This window comes from Nitratireductor lacus, assembly GCF_056431025.1.
Genome location: NZ_JBWKMB010000014.1, coordinates 19275 through 34161 on the forward strand (window position 1 = coordinate 19275; position 14887 = coordinate 34161).

The 14887-nt window shown below is 60.2% G+C and carries 15 protein-coding genes; 2 read left to right on the top strand and 13 right to left on the bottom strand.

Going from position 1 to position 14887, the window contains the following annotated elements:
- Position 1 precedes the first annotated feature (1 nt).
- The 13 genes from nuoL to AC07E3_RS13150 all read right to left on the bottom strand — a co-directional run bounded on the left by nuoL (position 2) and on the right by AC07E3_RS13150 (position 12426).
- The gene (gene nuoL, locus AC07E3_RS13090) at positions 2-1987 is read right to left on the bottom strand and encodes an NADH-quinone oxidoreductase subunit L (protein WP_336065271.1); all 1986 of its coding nucleotides are present in this window, start codon (positions 1985-1987) and stop codon (positions 2-4) included.
- Positions 1988-1997: 10 nt separating this feature from the next.
- A complete protein-coding gene (nuoK, locus tag AC07E3_RS13095; RefSeq protein WP_025030250.1) occupies positions 1998-2306 on the bottom strand; it encodes an NADH-quinone oxidoreductase subunit NuoK in 309 nt (102 codons plus the stop codon).
- A 5-nt stretch (positions 2307-2311) separates the two neighbouring features.
- Positions 2312-2932, bottom strand: a complete 621-nt coding sequence (locus AC07E3_RS13100; protein ID WP_478362433.1) for an NADH-quinone oxidoreductase subunit J — start codon at positions 2930-2932, stop codon at positions 2312-2314.
- A 122-nt stretch (positions 2933-3054) separates the two neighbouring features.
- Positions 3055-3546: an NADH-quinone oxidoreductase subunit NuoI gene (nuoI, locus tag AC07E3_RS13105; protein WP_065817666.1), complete on the bottom strand. Its 492-nt coding sequence runs from the start codon at positions 3544-3546 to the stop codon at positions 3055-3057.
- 43 nt (positions 3547-3589) lie between these two features.
- Complete coding sequence (nuoH, locus tag AC07E3_RS13110) at positions 3590-4633, bottom strand: NADH-quinone oxidoreductase subunit NuoH (protein ID WP_336065278.1); 1044 nt, start codon at positions 4631-4633, stop codon at positions 3590-3592.
- Positions 4634-4639: 6 nt separating this feature from the next.
- Complete coding sequence (nuoG, locus tag AC07E3_RS13115; RefSeq protein WP_478362437.1) at positions 4640-6721, bottom strand: NADH-quinone oxidoreductase subunit NuoG; 2082 nt, start codon at positions 6719-6721, stop codon at positions 4640-4642.
- 48 nt (positions 6722-6769) lie between these two features.
- Positions 6770-8074 (bottom strand): NADH-quinone oxidoreductase subunit NuoF, encoded by a 1305-nt coding sequence (gene nuoF, locus AC07E3_RS13120; protein WP_478362439.1) that lies wholly within the window; start codon positions 8072-8074, stop codon positions 6770-6772.
- 11 nt (positions 8075-8085) lie between these two features.
- Positions 8086-9213, bottom strand: coding sequence for an NADH-quinone oxidoreductase subunit E (locus tag AC07E3_RS13125; protein ID WP_478362441.1), 1128 nt, complete (start codon positions 9211-9213; stop codon positions 8086-8088).
- On the bottom strand, positions 9214-10404 hold the full coding sequence (locus AC07E3_RS13130; RefSeq protein ID WP_478362443.1) for an NADH-quinone oxidoreductase subunit D: 1191 nt from the start codon (positions 10402-10404) through the stop codon (positions 9214-9216).
- Positions 10405-10470: 66 nt separating this feature from the next.
- Positions 10471-10839: a four helix bundle protein gene (locus tag AC07E3_RS13135; RefSeq protein ID WP_336065288.1), complete on the bottom strand. Its 369-nt coding sequence runs from the start codon at positions 10837-10839 to the stop codon at positions 10471-10473.
- A 44-nt stretch (positions 10840-10883) separates the two neighbouring features.
- Positions 10884-11486: an NADH-quinone oxidoreductase subunit C gene (locus tag AC07E3_RS13140; RefSeq protein WP_065817673.1), complete on the bottom strand. Its 603-nt coding sequence runs from the start codon at positions 11484-11486 to the stop codon at positions 10884-10886.
- An 8-nt stretch (positions 11487-11494) separates the two neighbouring features.
- Positions 11495-12070 (bottom strand): NuoB/complex I 20 kDa subunit family protein, encoded by a 576-nt coding sequence (locus AC07E3_RS13145; RefSeq protein WP_007007903.1) that lies wholly within the window; start codon positions 12068-12070, stop codon positions 11495-11497.
- Positions 12061-12426, bottom strand: a complete 366-nt coding sequence (locus tag AC07E3_RS13150) for an NADH-quinone oxidoreductase subunit A (protein WP_007007904.1) — start codon at positions 12424-12426, stop codon at positions 12061-12063. Before AC07E3_RS13150 ends, AC07E3_RS13145 begins: the two co-directional genes overlap by 10 nt.
- A gap of 368 nt (positions 12427-12794) precedes the next feature.
- Between AC07E3_RS13150 and AC07E3_RS13155 the strand changes: the two genes are divergently transcribed.
- Both AC07E3_RS13155 and AC07E3_RS13160 read left to right on the top strand, forming a co-directional pair.
- Positions 12795-14009 carry a winged helix-turn-helix domain-containing protein gene (locus tag AC07E3_RS13155; RefSeq protein WP_478362448.1) on the top strand — a complete coding sequence of 405 codons (1215 nt, stop codon included), beginning with the start codon at positions 12795-12797 and terminating at the stop codon, positions 14007-14009.
- 437 nt (positions 14010-14446) lie between these two features.
- Positions 14447-14875, top strand: coding sequence for a TadE/TadG family type IV pilus assembly protein (locus tag AC07E3_RS13160; protein ID WP_478362450.1), 429 nt, complete (start codon positions 14447-14449; stop codon positions 14873-14875).
- Positions 14876-14887 lie beyond the last annotated feature (12 nt).

Consider the following 14887-nt stretch of genomic DNA (forward strand, 5'->3'; position numbering starts at 1 on the left):
CTTAGAACGTGCCTCCAAGCATCATCCAGGTAACGAGGGCAGCAACGCCGATGAGCATGGCGAAGGCGTAGTGATAGAGATAGCCGCTCTGCAGCTTGACGATCCGGTTAGTCACATCGACCACACGGGCCGAAATGCCATCCGGGCCGAGACCGTCGATGACCATGCCGTCGCCCTTTTTCCAGAGGAAATGGCCGAGGCGCTTGGCCGGACGGACGAACAGGAAGTCATAGAGCTCGTCGAAATACCATTTGTTGAGCAGGAAGGCGTAAAGCCCGCTGAACTGCTGTGCAAGCCGCTTGGGGCGCTCTGGCGACCGGATGTAGTAGACCCAGGCGACATAGAGGCCGAGAAGCATGGCGACGAACGGGGCAAGCTTCACCCAGACGGGCACGTGATGGAACTCTTCCAGCATGTGGTTGTCCGGCAGCGTGAAGAGCGCGCCCTTCCAGAAATGCTCATACTCATGGCCGACGAAGAACTCCTTGAAGGCAACGCCGGCGAAGAGTGCGCCAACAGCCAGGATGAACAGCGGCACGAGCATGACCAGCGGCGATTCATGCACATGGTGCATCACATCGGCAGACGCGCGCGGCTTGCCGTGGAAGGTCATGAAGATCAGGCGCCACGAATAGAAGCTCGTGAAGACGGCGGCCACGGTGAGCAGGACGAATGAGAACATGGCAAAATAGTTCTCTGCCGCGAAAGCACCTTCGATGATGGCGTCCTTGGAGAAGAAGCCCGCCGTGCCGATGACCGTCAGCGGAATGCCCACGCCCGTGAGCGCGATCGTGCCGATGATCATCATCCAGTAGGTCTGAGGGATCAGTTTCCGCAGACCTCCCATCTTGCGCATGTCCTGCTCGTCGGAGACGGCATGGATGACCGAACCGGAACCGAGGAACAGGAGCGCCTTGAAGAAAGCGTGCGTGAAGAGGTGGAAGATGGCCGCGCTGTAGAAGCCGGTGCCCAGCGCCACGAACATGTAGCCGAGCTGCGAACAGGTCGAATAGGCGATCACGCGCTTGATGTCGTTCTGCACCAGACCGACGGTCGCCGCAAAGAAGGCCGTGAACGCGCCGACGAAGGTCACGACGGTGAGAGCCGTGTGCGACAGTTCGAAGATCGGCGACAGGCGTGCGACCATGAAGACACCGGCCGTCACCATGGTGGCGGCATGGATGAGTGCGGAGACCGGCGTCGGACCTTCCATCGCGTCCGGCAGCCAGGTGTGCAGCGGCACCTGCGCCGACTTGCCCATGGCGCCCATGAACAGAAGCAGACAGATCGCCGTCAGCGCGCCGCCCTTGTCCAGCGCGTAGCCGAGGAAGGTCAGGACCGGCTCGCCAGCCTCTGCGCCTTCGGCGGGCAGATAGGTGGCCGCATTGGCGAAGATGGTGCTGAAGTTCACCGAACCGAACAGCATGTAGACGCCGAAAATGCCAAGCAGGAAGCCGAAATCGCCCACGCGGTTGACAACGAAGGCCTTGATGGCCGCGGCATTGGCCGACGGTTTCTTGAACCAGAAACCGATCAGCAGATAGGAGGCCAAGCCCACACCTTCCCAGCCGAAGAACATCTGGATCAGATTGTCCGATGTGACCAGCATGAGCATGGCGAAGGTGAACAGCGACAGATAGGCGAAGAAACGCGGCCGATGCGGATCGTGGTGCATGTAGCCGATCGAATAGATGTGAACCAGCGCCGAGACCGTGTTGACCACGATCAGCATGACGGCGGTCAGCGTGTCGACGCGGATCGCCCAGCTCACATCCAGATTGCCCGAGGTGATGAAGGAGAGAAGCGGCACGGTGAATGCCTCGCCGCTGCCCATGGCCACCGTAAAGAAGGCAATCCAGGACAAAAGCGCGGCAATGACCATGAAGCCGCAGGTGATCAGCTCGGACCCCTTCGCGCCGATGGAGCGGCCGAACAGCCCGGCAATCAGAAAGCCGATAAGCGGGAGAAATACGATCGCTTGATACATGGCCGTATGCTCAGCCCTTCATCATGTTGATGTCTTCGACGGCGATGGTGCCGCGGTTGCGGAAGAAGACGACGAGAATGGCAAGACCGATCGCGGCTTCCGCCGCCGCGACGGTGAGAACGAATAGTGCGAAAACCTGGCCGACCAGATCTCCAAGAACCGAGGAGAAGGCGACGAAGTTCAGGTTGACCGCAAGCAGGATGAGCTCGACCGACATCAGGATGATGATGACGTTCTTCCGGTTCAGGAAGATGCCGAACACACCGAGCGTGAACAGGATGGCCGAGACGGTCAGATAGTGTGCGATGCCGATTTCCAGCATGATCAGAGCCCCTCGCCCGTTTCGACTTTCTTGATTTCAATCGCCGTTTCAGGCGTGCGCGCGACCTGGGCAGAGATGTTCTGCCGCTTGACGTTTTCCTTGTGGCGCAGCGTCAGCACGATGGCGCCGATCATGGCGACCAGCAGCACCATGCCGGCGATCTGAAAGAAATGGATGTAATCCGTGTAGAGGATGTCGCCGAGAGCTGCCGTGTTGTGGCGCACATCGATCGGCGGCGTGGGCTGGGCAACCTCGCCTGCAAGCTCGGGCGCGAATGCGTAACCGCCGAGAACGATGATCAGCTCCGCGGCCAGGATGATGCCCACCAGCGCGCCGACCGGCGCATACTGCAGCGCGCCGCTCTTCAGCTCCGCGAAGTCCACATCCAGCATCATGACGACGAACAGGAACAGCACGGCAACCGCGCCGACATAGACGACCAGCATGATGAAGGCCAGAAACTCAGCGCCCGTCAGAAGGAAGAGACCGGCCGAGTTGAAGAACGCGACGATCAGATAGAGCACCGAATGCACGGGATTGCGCGCGGAAATGACCATAAAGGCCGCCGCCACGGTTAGGAAGGCGAACAGATAAAAGAAAATCGCCTCAAGTCCTGTCAGCATGGTTCCCTCGGTACCTAGCCTGCCGAAGCAGAGCGCTCCGGCTTTTCAAGAAACCCGGCAAGCCGGGCATTCACGATGCTTCGTTTAGACGGGCGCCCCGCCCCCGTCCACGGGTCAAACCGTCACCGGTATGGCGCATCCAGCGCGATGTTGCGCGCCAGCTCCCGCTCCCACCGGTCGCCATTGGCGAGCAGCTTGTCCTTGTCGTAATAAAGTTCCTCGCGCGTTTCCGTCGCGAACTCGAAGTTCGGCCCCTCGACGATTGCGTCGACCGGGCAGGCCTCCTGGCAGAAGCCGCAATAGATGCACTTCACCATATCAATGTCGTAGCGCACCGTGCGGCGGGTGCCGTCATTGCGGCGAGGACCTGCCTCGATGGTGATCGCCTGCGCCGGGCAGATCGCCTCGCACAGCTTGCACGCGATGCAGCGCTCTTCGCCATTGGGATAGCGGCGCAATGCGTGCTCGCCACGAAAGCGCGGGCTGACCGGGCCTTTTTCATGCGGATAGTTCAGCGTGTATTTCGGCGCGAAGAACTGCCGCATGGACAGGATGACAGCCCCGACGAACTCTTTGAGAAGCAGCGATTTGGCTGCCTGTGCAAGCGCACTCATCGATTTTCTCCGAAGCGTGTTTCAGGGATGAAAACATTCATCGTCATGCCATCCCCGTGAATTTCAGGAACGCCGCGGTGGCGACAACCATGAACAGCGACAGGGGCAGGAACACTTTCCAGCCAAGGCGCATGAGCTGGTCGTAGCGGTAGCGCGGCACGAATGCCTTCACCAGCGAGAACATGAAGAAGACCATACACATCTTCAACACGAACCAGATGACGCCCGGCACCCAGGTGAAGGGCGCGAAGTCGAGCGGCGGCAGCCAGCCACCCAGGAACAGGATGGTGGTGAGCGCGCACATCAGGACGATGGCCACATACTCGCCGAGGAAGAAAAGCAGGAACGGCGTCGAGGAATACTCGATCATGTGACCGGCCACGAGCTCGGATTCGGCCTCCACCAGATCGAAGGGCGGACGGTTCGTCTCGGCGAGCGCCGAGATGAAGAACACGATGAACATCGGGAACAGCGCCAGCCAGTTCCAGTCGAGGAACGTGTTGGGCAGGCCGAGCATGGTGCCGAGACCGTCGCCCTGCGCGAGTACGATGTCTGTCAGGTTGAGCGAGCCGACCGTGAGCAGTACGGTGACGATCACGAAGCCGATGGAGACTTCATAAGAGACCATCTGTGCCGCCGAGCGCAGCGCGCCGAGGAATGGATATTTCGAGTTGGAGGCCCAGCCGCCCATGATCACGCCATAGACTTCCAGCGAAGCGATGGCGAAAACGTAGAGAATGCCGATGTTCACATTGGCAATGGCCCAGCCTTCATTGACCGGGATCACCGCCCATGCGGCAATCGCCAGAACCGAGGCAACGACCGGCGCCAGCAGGAAGACGCCCTTGTTGGCGCCCGATGGGATCACCGGCTCCTTGAAGACGAACTTGAAAAGGTCGGCAAACGCCTGGAACAGCCCCCACGGGCCGACCACGTTCGGACCACGGCGGCGCTGCACGGCGGCCCAGATCTTGCGGTCGGCGTAAAGGATATAGGCGACGAAGATCAACAGGATGACGATCATCGCCACCGACTGCAGAAGGATCAGAAGCCCCGGAAGGACGTAGGTTGAAAAGAAAGTATCCATTCGTCTCTACTCGGCCGCCTGTTTTACTTCGCCGCGCGCCAGTGCCGAACATTCGGCCATAACGGCCGAGGCACGGGCGATCGGGTTGGTGAGATAGAAATCCTTCACCGGCGAGGTGAAGGGAGCCTTGGTAAGCCGCCCGCCAAGCTTCGCAAGCTTTTCGACATCGCCCTGATCGGCAGGCGCAACGGCGTCGATGGCCGCGAAATGCGGGAACTCGGCATAAAGTGCTGCGCGAAGGGCGCCAAGCGAATCGAAGGGCAGCTTGTGGCCAAGCACATCGGACAGCGCCCGAAGAATGGCCCAGTCTTCCTTCGCCTCACCCGGCGCGAAACCGGCGCGGTTGGTCGTCTGAACCCGGCCCTCGGTGTTCACATAGGTGCCGGACTTTTCCGTATAGGTGGCTGCCGGCAGGATGACATCGGCGCGGTGTGCACCGGCATCGCCATGGGTGCCGATATAGACGGTGAAGGCCTCGCCGATCGCATTCATGTCGATCTCGTCGGCGCCGAGCAGGAAGAGCACGTCCATCGCGCCCATCATACCCTTCACGTCCTTGCCCTCTTTACCGGGCACGAAGCCGAGATCGAGACCGCCGACGCGGGAGGCCGCCGTATGCAGCACGGCAAAACCGTTCCATTCGGCAGACACCGCCTTGACTGAACCGGCCAGCTTTGCCGCAAGACCGAGGATCGCCGCACCGTCGGTGCGAGCCAGAGCCCCCTGCCCCACGATGATCATCGGGCGCTTGGCCTTCTTCAGGACCGAAGCGAATTTGCCCTTGCCTTCGGCCAGTTCCTTGAGCGTTTCGGCCCCGGCGCCGAGCATGTCGTATTCGTAACGCAGATCACCCATCTCGCCGATGACGCCGATGGGGAAATCGCCCATGCGCCAGCGCTTGCGGATGCGGGCGTTGAGAACCGACGCCTCGAAGCGCGGATTGGCGCCGACGATCAGAAGCGCGTCGGCCTCCTCGATGCCCTCGATGGTCGGGTTGAAGAGATAGCCCGCACGCCCAAGCGCCGGATCAAGCGCTGCGCCATCCTGGCGGCAGTCATAATTCGGGGAGCCGAGCGACTGCATCAGCGCTTTGAGTGCGTACATTTCCTCGACCGCTGCAAGATCGCCGGCGATTGCGCCGATCTTCTCCGGCTGAGCCTTCGATACGGCCTTTGCGATAGCGTCGAACGCCTCGCCCCACGAGGCCGGCTGCAGGCGGTTGTCCCTGCGTACATAGGGGCGGTCAAGGCGCTGCGTGCGCAGGCCATCCCAGATGAAGCGGGTCTTGTCGGAAATCCACTCCTCGTTCACCGCCTCGTTGATGCGCGGCATGATGCGCATGACTTCGCGGCCGCGCGTGTCGACGCGGATGGCCGAGCCGACCGCATCCATCACGTCGATGGACTGGGTCTTGCTGAGCTCCCACGGTCGCGCCTGGAACGCATAGGGGCGCGACGTCAACGCGCCGACCGGGCACAGGTCGATGACATTGCCCTGAAGTTCGGACGTCATCGCCTCCTCAAGATAGGTGGTGATCTCGGCATCCTCGCCGCGGCCGATCAGGCCAAGCTCCGAAATGCCGGCCACCTCGGTGGTGAAGCGGACGCAGCGCGTGCAGTGAATGCAGCGCGTCATGATCGTCTTGACGAGCGGTCCGATATATTTGTCTTCGACGGCGCGCTTGTTTTCCTTGTAGCGGGACGAATCCACGCCGAACGCCATCGCCTGATCCTGCAGGTCGCATTCGCCGCCCTGATCGCAGATCGGGCAGTCGAGCGGATGGTTGATGAGCAGGAACTCCATCACGCCTTCGCGAGCCTTCTTGACCATCGGCGTGTTGGTGAAGATTTCCGGCGCCTCGCCATTGGGTCCGGGGCGCAGATCGCGCACGCCCATAGCGCAGGATGCGGCCGGCTTGGGCGGCCCTCCCTTCACTTCCACAAGGCACATGCGGCAATTGCCGGCGATCGACAGACGCTCATGGAAACAGAAGCGCGGCACCTCCGCGCCCGCCTCCTCGGCGGCCTGCAGCAGCGTGTAGTGATCGGGAACCTCGATCTCCGTGCCGTCGACTTTCAATTTTGCCATGGTCGCTGTCCGCTTACCTCTCGCCCCTTACGGAGCAAACCTTCACTTTTATTCCGCCGCCACCAGCGCCGGCCGGGCCTGATGCGCATTGCGGGTGAACTCGTCGATGCGCCGCTCGATCTCCGGGCGGAAATGGCGCACGAGGCCCTGGATCGGCCACGCGGCCGCATCGCCAAGGGCGCAGATCGTGTGGCCTTCCACCTGCTTGGTCACATCGAGCAACATGTCGATTTCGTGTTTCTGGGCCTGGCCGATCACCAGGCGCTCCATCACGCGCCACATCCAGCCCGTGCCCTCGCGGCACGGCGTGCACTGGCCGCAGCTCTCGTGCTTGTAGAAATAGGAAAGCCGCGCAATCGCCTTCACGATGTCGGTCGACTTGTCCATGACAATCACCGCGGCGGTGCCGAGACCGGACTTCAGTTCGCGCAGGCTGTCGAAGTCCATCGGCGTGTCGATGATCTCACTGGCCGGCACCAGCGGCACCGAAGAGCCGCCCGGAATGACCGCCAGAAGATTGTCCCAGCCGCCACGGACGCCGCCGCAATGGCGCTCGATCAGCTCGCGGAACGGGATCGACATCTCCTCTTCCACCGTGCACGGGTTTTCCACGTGGCCGGAGATGCAAAAAAGCTTCGTGCCCTTGTTGTTCTCGCGCCCGAAGGAGGAGAACCATGATGCGCCCCGGCGAAGAATGGTTGGCGCAACGGCGATGGATTCGACGTTGTTCACGGTGGTCGGGCAACCATAGAGGCCGACATTCGCGGGGAATGGCGGCTTCAGGCGAGGCTGGCCCTTCTTGCCTTCAAGGCTTTCGAGAAGTGCCGTTTCCTCACCGCAGATATAAGCGCCGGCGCCGTGATGGACGAAAACGTCCATGTCCCAGCCGCATTTGTTGTTTTTGCCGAGAAGGCCCGCCTCGTAACACTCGGCAATCGCACGCTCGAGCGCCTCGCGCTCGCGGATGAACTCGCCGCGCACGTAGATATAGGCGGTGTGCGCGCCCATGGCGAAGCCGGCGATCAGGCATCCCTCGACCAGCGTGTGCGGGTCGTGGCGCATGATATCGCGGTCTTTGCAGGTGCCGGGCTCCGATTCGTCGGCATTGACGACGAGATAATGCGGGCGGTCGCCCGGCTCTTTCGGCATGAACGACCATTTGAGACCGGTCGGGAAGCCGGCGCCGCCGCGCCCGCGCAGGCCCGACGCCTTCATCTCGTTGATGATCCAGTCGCGGCCCTTGTCGATCAGGCCCTTCGTGTTGTCCCACAGACCGCGCGACTGCGCGCCCTTCAGGGAACGGTCGAACTGGCCGTAGATATTGGTGAAGATGCGGTCTTTATCCTGGAGCATGACTCAGTCCCTCACCTCGGCTTCTTGCCGAAAACTTTGATGTATTCGGCTTCGCCGCCTTTGGCGAGCGCCTTGGCCTGTTTGACCCAGTCCTCGCGCTCGATGCGGCCATGAAAGCTCAGATAACCATCGACCCATTCGCGCTCGGCCTTCTTCCACTTCGAAACCTGCTCGAAGGTGAATATGCCGAGATCGTGCAGAATGCCCTCGATCTTCGGGCCGACGCCGGAAATCATCTTGAGGTCGTCGGGGTCTGCCGGACGCTCGATGCCGGCCGGACGGTTTTTGTCTTCCAGAGACGGCTTCTCCGCCTTCTTCGCTGCAGCAGGCTTTTTCTTCGGCGCGGCTTTGGCGGAAACAGCAGCGGCTGCCGATGTCTTGCCATTGTCCGCCTTGACCGGAGACGGCGACTTGATGGCCGGGTCGGTTTCGGTTGCGGACGTGTCGGGCTTTGCGGCGCGCGACGGCGGCACCTCGGTGCCTGCGGCTTTCGCCCTGCTGCCGGCCTTCGCCTTGCCCGTAACGGCCTTCTCGTCGGTCAGCGCCGTCAGGCCGCTCGCCGGTGCCGAATAGATGCGGTCGATCTGCGGACCGGGCTTGATCGTGTCGCCCTTGCCAGCCTCGAATGCATCGATGATTTCTTCCAGACGCTCCGGCGTCAGATCTTCGTAGGTGTCCTTGAAGATCATGACCATCGGCGCGTTCACACAGGCACCCTGACACTCCACCTCTTCCCACGACAGCGTGCCGTCGGCATTTGGGTGGAAGGGTTCGGGATTGATCTTCTTCTTGCAAAGCTCGATCAGTTCGCCGGAACCGCGCAGCATGCAGGGCGTGGTGCCGCAGACCTGAATGTGGGCGCGGGTGCCGACGGGCGCGAGCTGGAACTGGGTGTAGAAGGTCGCCACTTCCAGAACGCGGATCAGCGGCATGTCCAGCATTTCGGCCACATGCTCGATGGCTGCGCGCGTGACCCAGCCTTCCTGCTCCTGCGCCAGCATGAGCAGCGGGATCACCGCCGACTGCTTGCGGTCTTTCGGATATTTGCCCAGCCAGCGCTTCACCTCCCCGTTCATGGCACGGGAAAAAGCGAAGCTCTCGGGCTGGACGGCTTCGTCTGCGAGACGGCGGACTGACATTTATCTGTCTACCTCACCAAACACGATGTCGAGGGAGCCAAGAACGGCGGCGACGTCGGCCAGAAGATGACCGCGGCACAGGAAATCCATGGCCTGGAGATGAGCAAAGCCCGGTGCGCGCAGCTTGCAGCGATAGGGCTTGTTGGAGCCGTCGGAGACCAGATAGACGCCGAACTCGCCCTTGGGCGCTTCCACGCAGGCATAAACCTCGCCTTCGGGGACGTGGTAGCCTTCCGTGTAGAGCTTGAAGTGATGGATCAGCGCTTCCATCGACCGCTTCATCTCGCCACGCTTGGGCGGGACGATCTTGCCGTCAGTATTGGAGACCGGCCCCACACGCTCCGTGCCGAGAAGACGGTCGACGCACTGGCGCATGATCTTCGCCGACTGGCGCATCTCTTCCATGCGGATGAGATAACGGTCATAGCAGTCGCCGTTCTTGCCGACCGGAATGTCGAATTCCATCTCCGGATAGCACTCATAGGGCTGGCTCTTGCGCAGATCCCATGCTGCACCCGAACCGCGCACCATGACGCCGGAAAAGCCCCAGGCCCACGCGTCTTCCAGCGTCACAACGCCGATATCGACATTGCGTTGTTTGAAGATGCGGTTGCCCGTCAGAAGACTGTCGAGATCGTCCACCGTCTTGTGGAACGGCTCAATCCACTTGCCGATGTCCTCGACGAGCTGGTCGGGAATGTCCTGATGAACGCCGCCGGGACGGAAATAGGCCGCGTGCATGCGCGCGCCGCAGGCCCGCTCGTAAAACACCATCAGCTTTTCGCGCTCTTCAAAGCCCCACAGCGGCGGGGTGAGCGCGCCCACGTCCAGCGCCTGCGTGGTGATGTTCAGAAGATGGTTCAGAATGCGGCCGATCTCGGAAAAGAGCACGCGGATGAGCTGGCCCCGGATCGGAACGTCAATGCCGATCAACCGTTCCACGGCCAGCGCGAACGCGTGTTCCTGGTTCATCGGCGCCACATAGTCGAGCCGGTCGAAATAAGGCACGGCCTGCAGATAGGTCTTGTGCTCGATCAGCTTTTCGGTGCCGCGATGCAACAGGCCGATGTGAGGATCGACCCGCTCGACCACCTCGCCATCGAGCTCCAGAACGAGGCGCAGAACGCCGTGCGCCGCCGGATGCTGCGGGCCGAAGTTGATGTTGAAGTTGCGGACGGAGTGTTCAGTCATGACGCATGGCCCCTTCGTGGCCAGAGCGAATAGCGAATAGCGAATAGCGAATAGAAAGCGATCCCGTCATGCCGATTTTTCCTGTAGTCGCCGGATCATTGATCTGATCATCTTTCCAATCTCTTCAGCCGCCTGGAGCAGTTCCTGCAGCCTGCCTTCTTCCAACAAATTCAAACGCGACGCCAACATCAGATGCGTCTCTAATTCCTTCAGCGAACCCTGCGCAACGCGCAGAAACTGAATAAAGGCTCCGGTAAGTTCGCGCCCATGCCCTTCAGCAATGTTCGCCGGTACTGAACCGGCCGCGCGGCGTATCTGACTCGTAAGACCGTAAATCTCTGTGTTTGGAAAGTCGCTGGTTGCACGATAGCAATCCGTAGCCAGATCCATCGCTGCTTTCCATATCAGAAGGTCCCTGTACGAGTTGATCGTCAACCGAGCCTCTCTATTCGCTATTCGCTACTCCCTATTCGCTTCCTTCACTCTTTCGCCTTTTCATCGCCCGGCAACACATAGTCCGTGCCTTCCCATGGCGAAAGGAAATCGAAATTGCGGAATTCCTGTCGCAGCTCGACGGGTTCGTAGACAACACGCTTCAGATTGTCGTCGTACCGCACCTCGACAAAGCCGGTCAGCGGGAAGTCCTTGCGCAGCGGGTGGCCCTCGAAACCATAGTCGGTGAGGATGCGCCGCAGGTCCGGATGCCCGGTGAAAAGAACACCGTACATGTCGTAGATTTCGCGCTCGAACCAGTTGGCGGCCGGAAACACTTCGATCGCCGAAGGCACAGGCGTGTCCTCATCCGTCGACAGCTTCACGCGGACACGCTGGTTCTGGCGCGGCGATAGGAGATGGTAGACCACCTCGAAACGCTTCTGGCGCGAGGGGTAGTCCGCTCCCGAAATGTCGACGAATGCGAAGAACTGACACTGGACGTCGTTCTTCAGAAAATTGAGCACATCAACGATGTCGCCCGGCTCGACCAGGAAGGTCAGTTCGCCATAGGCAACGACCGCATCCTGAATCTGCGCGTCGAGTTTTTCCGTGACGTAGGCCGCCAGGTCCTTCAGCGCTTCGCTCATATCCGCCTCTAACGTTCGATCGTGCCGGTGCGACGGATCTTCTTCTGCAGAAGAAGAATGCCGTAAAGCAGCGCTTCCGCCGTTGGCGGGCAGCCGGGCACATAAATGTCGACAGGCACGACGCGATCGCAGCCGCGCACCACCGAATAGGAATAGTGATAATAGCCGCCGCCATTGGCGCAGGAGCCCATGGAGATGACGTAACGCGGCTCGGGCATCTGGTCATAGACCTTGCGCAGCGCCGGCGCCATCTTGTTGGTCAGCGTTCCCGCGACGATCATCACGTCCGACTGGCGCGGCGATGCGCGCGGGGCGATGCCGAAACGCTCGGCATCATAGCGCGGCATGGAGATGTGCATCATCTCCACGGCGCAGCACGCCAGGCCGAAGGTCATCCACATGAGCGATCCGGTGCGCGCCCAAGTGATGAGAGCCTCGGACGAGGTGACGAGAAAGCCCTTGTCGGAGAGTTCGTTGTTGATGCCTGTGTAGAAAGGATCATCCGAACCGACCGGGTTGCCGGTGTTCGGATCGATCAATCCCTTGGGCCGGGGCGCTACGAGCGTGTCGTTGTTCAGTCCCATTCCAGCGCTCCCTTCTTCCATTCGTAAATGAAGCCGATGGTGAGAATTCCGAGGAACACCATCATCGACCAGAAGCCGAGCCAGCCGATATCTCCGAACGCCACCGCCCACGGGAAGAGGAAGGCCACTTCCAGATCAAAGATGATGAAGAGAATCGCCACCAGATAGAAACGCACGTCAAACTTCATGCGGGCATCATCAAACGCGTTGAAACCGCATTCATAGGCCGACAGCTTCTCAGGATCCGGATTGCGATAGGCCACCAGGAATGGCGCAACCACCAGCGCAAGAGCGACGACAAGCGCAACGCCGATGAAAATAACGATAGGTAGGTATGAACTCAGAAGCTCATTCATGGTCCGACTTTCCGTTGCCCGCCGCGGGCGAGGCTGCGTATCAAGGCCCGTGACCGGGTTTTTGCGCCTACGGCCAAGGCAGCAAGGCTAGGCTCATGTTGCAACGCGGCGAGGGTTAGCGCAGGGCGCTTGGCGACGCAAGTCAAACCTTGGCCAGATTGCGGCATTGTCGCACGCATATCCGCCATTGTTCACACACTACGCCCTCCCGACGTGCTGCAACAGCGGACTTAACGCATAAAAGCCGTGTGTAAAGCGTTATGCGTTTCCTGTCAGGAGACTCCGCTCTTTTGGAACAATCGGGTGGCGCCTGATCCATCCACTGTCTAGGTCTTGTACAGGACAAAAAGCAGGACGGGGCGCCGCGGATGCAAAGAGAGCGACTCACATCGGGCGAGGTGCGGCGAATTGCCCTCGGTGCCCAGGGGTTTTCCACCATTCCACCCAGGGGAACCGTTACCCGGCAACATATAAAGCGCATGCTGGGCCGCACCGGGCTCCTGCAGATCGACTCGGTCAACGTTCTGGCGCGCGCGCATCTCATGCCGCTCTATGCGCGGCTGGGCCCTTATCCGGTCGATCTTCTTGGCCGCGCGCAGTCGAAAAAGCCGCGCATGCTTTTTGAATACTGGGCGCACGAGGCCTCGCTCCTGCCGGTCGAGACCCAGCCCCTCATGCGCTGGCGAATGGAGCGCGCGGCGCGTGGTGAAGGTGTCTACAAGGGGCTCGTTCGTTTTGCCCGCGAGAGGCGCGAACTCGTGGACCGTGTTTACAGGCAGGTGGAGACCGGCGGCCCCGTGGCCGCATCCGACTTCGAGGGAGAGACGGGAAGCGGCGGCTGGTGGGGCTGGAGCGAGACCAAGAAGGCGCTTGAATGGCTTTTCTGGTGCGGGCGCATCACCACGCATTCGCGCCGCCCCAGTTTCGAGCGCCTCTATGATCTTCCCGAACGTGTTCTGCCGCGAGACGTCCTCGAGACGCCCACACCGCGTGAAGACGACGCGCAACGCGCCCTCGTCGACATCGCGGCGCGCGCGCTCGGTGTTGCCAGCGAACCGGACATCAGGGATTATTTTCGACTGAAGCCCGCCACCTCCCAGGCGCGCGTCGCCGAGCTCGTGGAAGAGGGTGCGCTGCAGCCGGTGGAGATCAAGGGCTGGCGTCACCCCGCATATCTCCACAGGGACGCACAGCTCCCGCGCCGTATCGACAGACCCGCCCTCCTCGCCCCTTTCGACCCGGTCGTGTGGGAGCGCGACAGGGCCGAGCGCATTTTCGGATTTCGCTACCGGATCGAGATTTACACGCCTGCCCACAAACGTGTGCATGGCTACTATGTCCTGCCCTTTCTCCTGGGGGATCGCATTGTCGCCCGCGTCGATCTCAAAGCGGATCGCGCCGGACGGGTTCTCCTTGTCCAGTCGAGCCATGCGGAACGGCACGCACCGGCACACACGGCAGAAGCCCTCTACGCGGAACTTCAGCGTCTGTCGCAATGGCTGGATATGGATACCATCGACATCATGCCGCGCGGAGATCTCGCGGACCGCCTAAAAGCCGTGGCTTCCAGGCATCGGGACTGACACCGGGAACGCATCCAAATTTCAGGTTACAATAAAAATTTTTGCAACTTCCGGCTTTTTTACTATGGAGTTACGAAATTTTTTGAGTTTTTTTTCGATCGCTGATTTTCAGGAAGCACATATTGTATCACTGGATCGACAACTGTTCCTAATTCGCCAAATTTCTATTTCCTCAATTTAAAGGCGAAATAACCGATCCAGATCGAGTCGCCCCACTGCAATGAAACCCTGCACTCCCGGGAAAACCAGAAAACCACAATCCTGACTTGTGTAACCTTGAGTTGTTCAACAATATAAATATCATATAAATCAAAGGTTGCATGAAATTTTTCTGCAACCAAATTCCAACAATCATCAGTATTTGAATCCACTTTCTCTGTTTAAGCTTTGTTTATTTCTGCTCCTGAATCCTATTCCCGGGCTTGGGAGTATTGGAAATGAACAGAAGACTTTTCATAAAATTTTTCCATCGATCAGATGGCACCGCCGCGCTTGAGTTTGCAATCATAGCACCGGTGTTTTTCCTCACTGTCTTTTCCATGATTGCTTACGGAATCTATCTGAGCGCGTCTCATTCCGTACAGCAGGTCAGCGCAGACGCTGCCCGAGCCGCAGTTGCAGGGCTTTCACAGCCAGAAAGGCAGAAGCTGGCGCGCGACTTCATCGAGCGGTCGATGATCAAGCATCCATTTATCGACGTCCGGAAATTCAACATTCAGGTCGCCGACGACGCGACAAACCCCAGTCAGTTTACTGTCACCGTCAGGTATGATGCCGCAGATCTGCCTATCTGGTCGCTCTATTCCTACGCCATGCCCGACAAGGAGATCGTCGGCTTCTCGACAATCAGGCTCGGGGGACTCTGACATGTCCTTTGA

Coding starts and splice junctions, on each gene's coding strand:
- nuoL (WP_336065271.1), bottom strand. CDS start 1,987: ATGTATCAAGCGATCGTATTTCTCCCGCTTATCGGCTTTCTGATTGCC.
- AC07E3_RS13100 (WP_478362433.1), bottom strand. CDS start 2,932: ATGCTGACAGGACTTGAGGCGATTTTCTTTTATCTGTTCGCCTTCCTA.
- nuoI (WP_065817666.1), bottom strand. CDS start 3,546: ATGAGTGCGCTTGCACAGGCAGCCAAATCGCTGCTTCTCAAAGAGTTC.
- nuoH (WP_336065278.1), bottom strand. CDS start 4,633: ATGGATACTTTCTTTTCAACCTACGTCCTTCCGGGGCTTCTGATCCTT.
- nuoG (WP_478362437.1), bottom strand. CDS start 6,721: ATGGCAAAATTGAAAGTCGACGGCACGGAGATCGAGGTTCCCGATCAC.
- nuoF (WP_478362439.1), bottom strand. CDS start 8,074: ATGCTCCAGGATAAAGACCGCATCTTCACCAATATCTACGGCCAGTTC.
- AC07E3_RS13125 (WP_478362441.1), bottom strand. CDS start 9,213: ATGTCAGTCCGCCGTCTCGCAGACGAAGCCGTCCAGCCCGAGAGCTTC.
- AC07E3_RS13130 (WP_478362443.1), bottom strand. CDS start 10,404: ATGACTGAACACTCCGTCCGCAACTTCAACATCAACTTCGGCCCGCAG.
- AC07E3_RS13140 (WP_065817673.1), bottom strand. CDS start 11,486: ATGAGCGAAGCGCTGAAGGACCTGGCGGCCTACGTCACGGAAAAACTC.
- AC07E3_RS13145 (WP_007007903.1), bottom strand. CDS start 12,070: ATGGGACTGAACAACGACACGCTCGTAGCGCCCCGGCCCAAGGGATTG.
- AC07E3_RS13150 (WP_007007904.1), bottom strand. CDS start 12,426: ATGAATGAGCTTCTGAGTTCATACCTACCTATCGTTATTTTCATCGGC.
- AC07E3_RS13155 (WP_478362448.1), top strand. CDS start 12,795: ATGCAAAGAGAGCGACTCACATCGGGCGAGGTGCGGCGAATTGCCCTC.
- AC07E3_RS13160 (WP_478362450.1), top strand. CDS start 14,447: ATGAACAGAAGACTTTTCATAAAATTTTTCCATCGATCAGATGGCACC.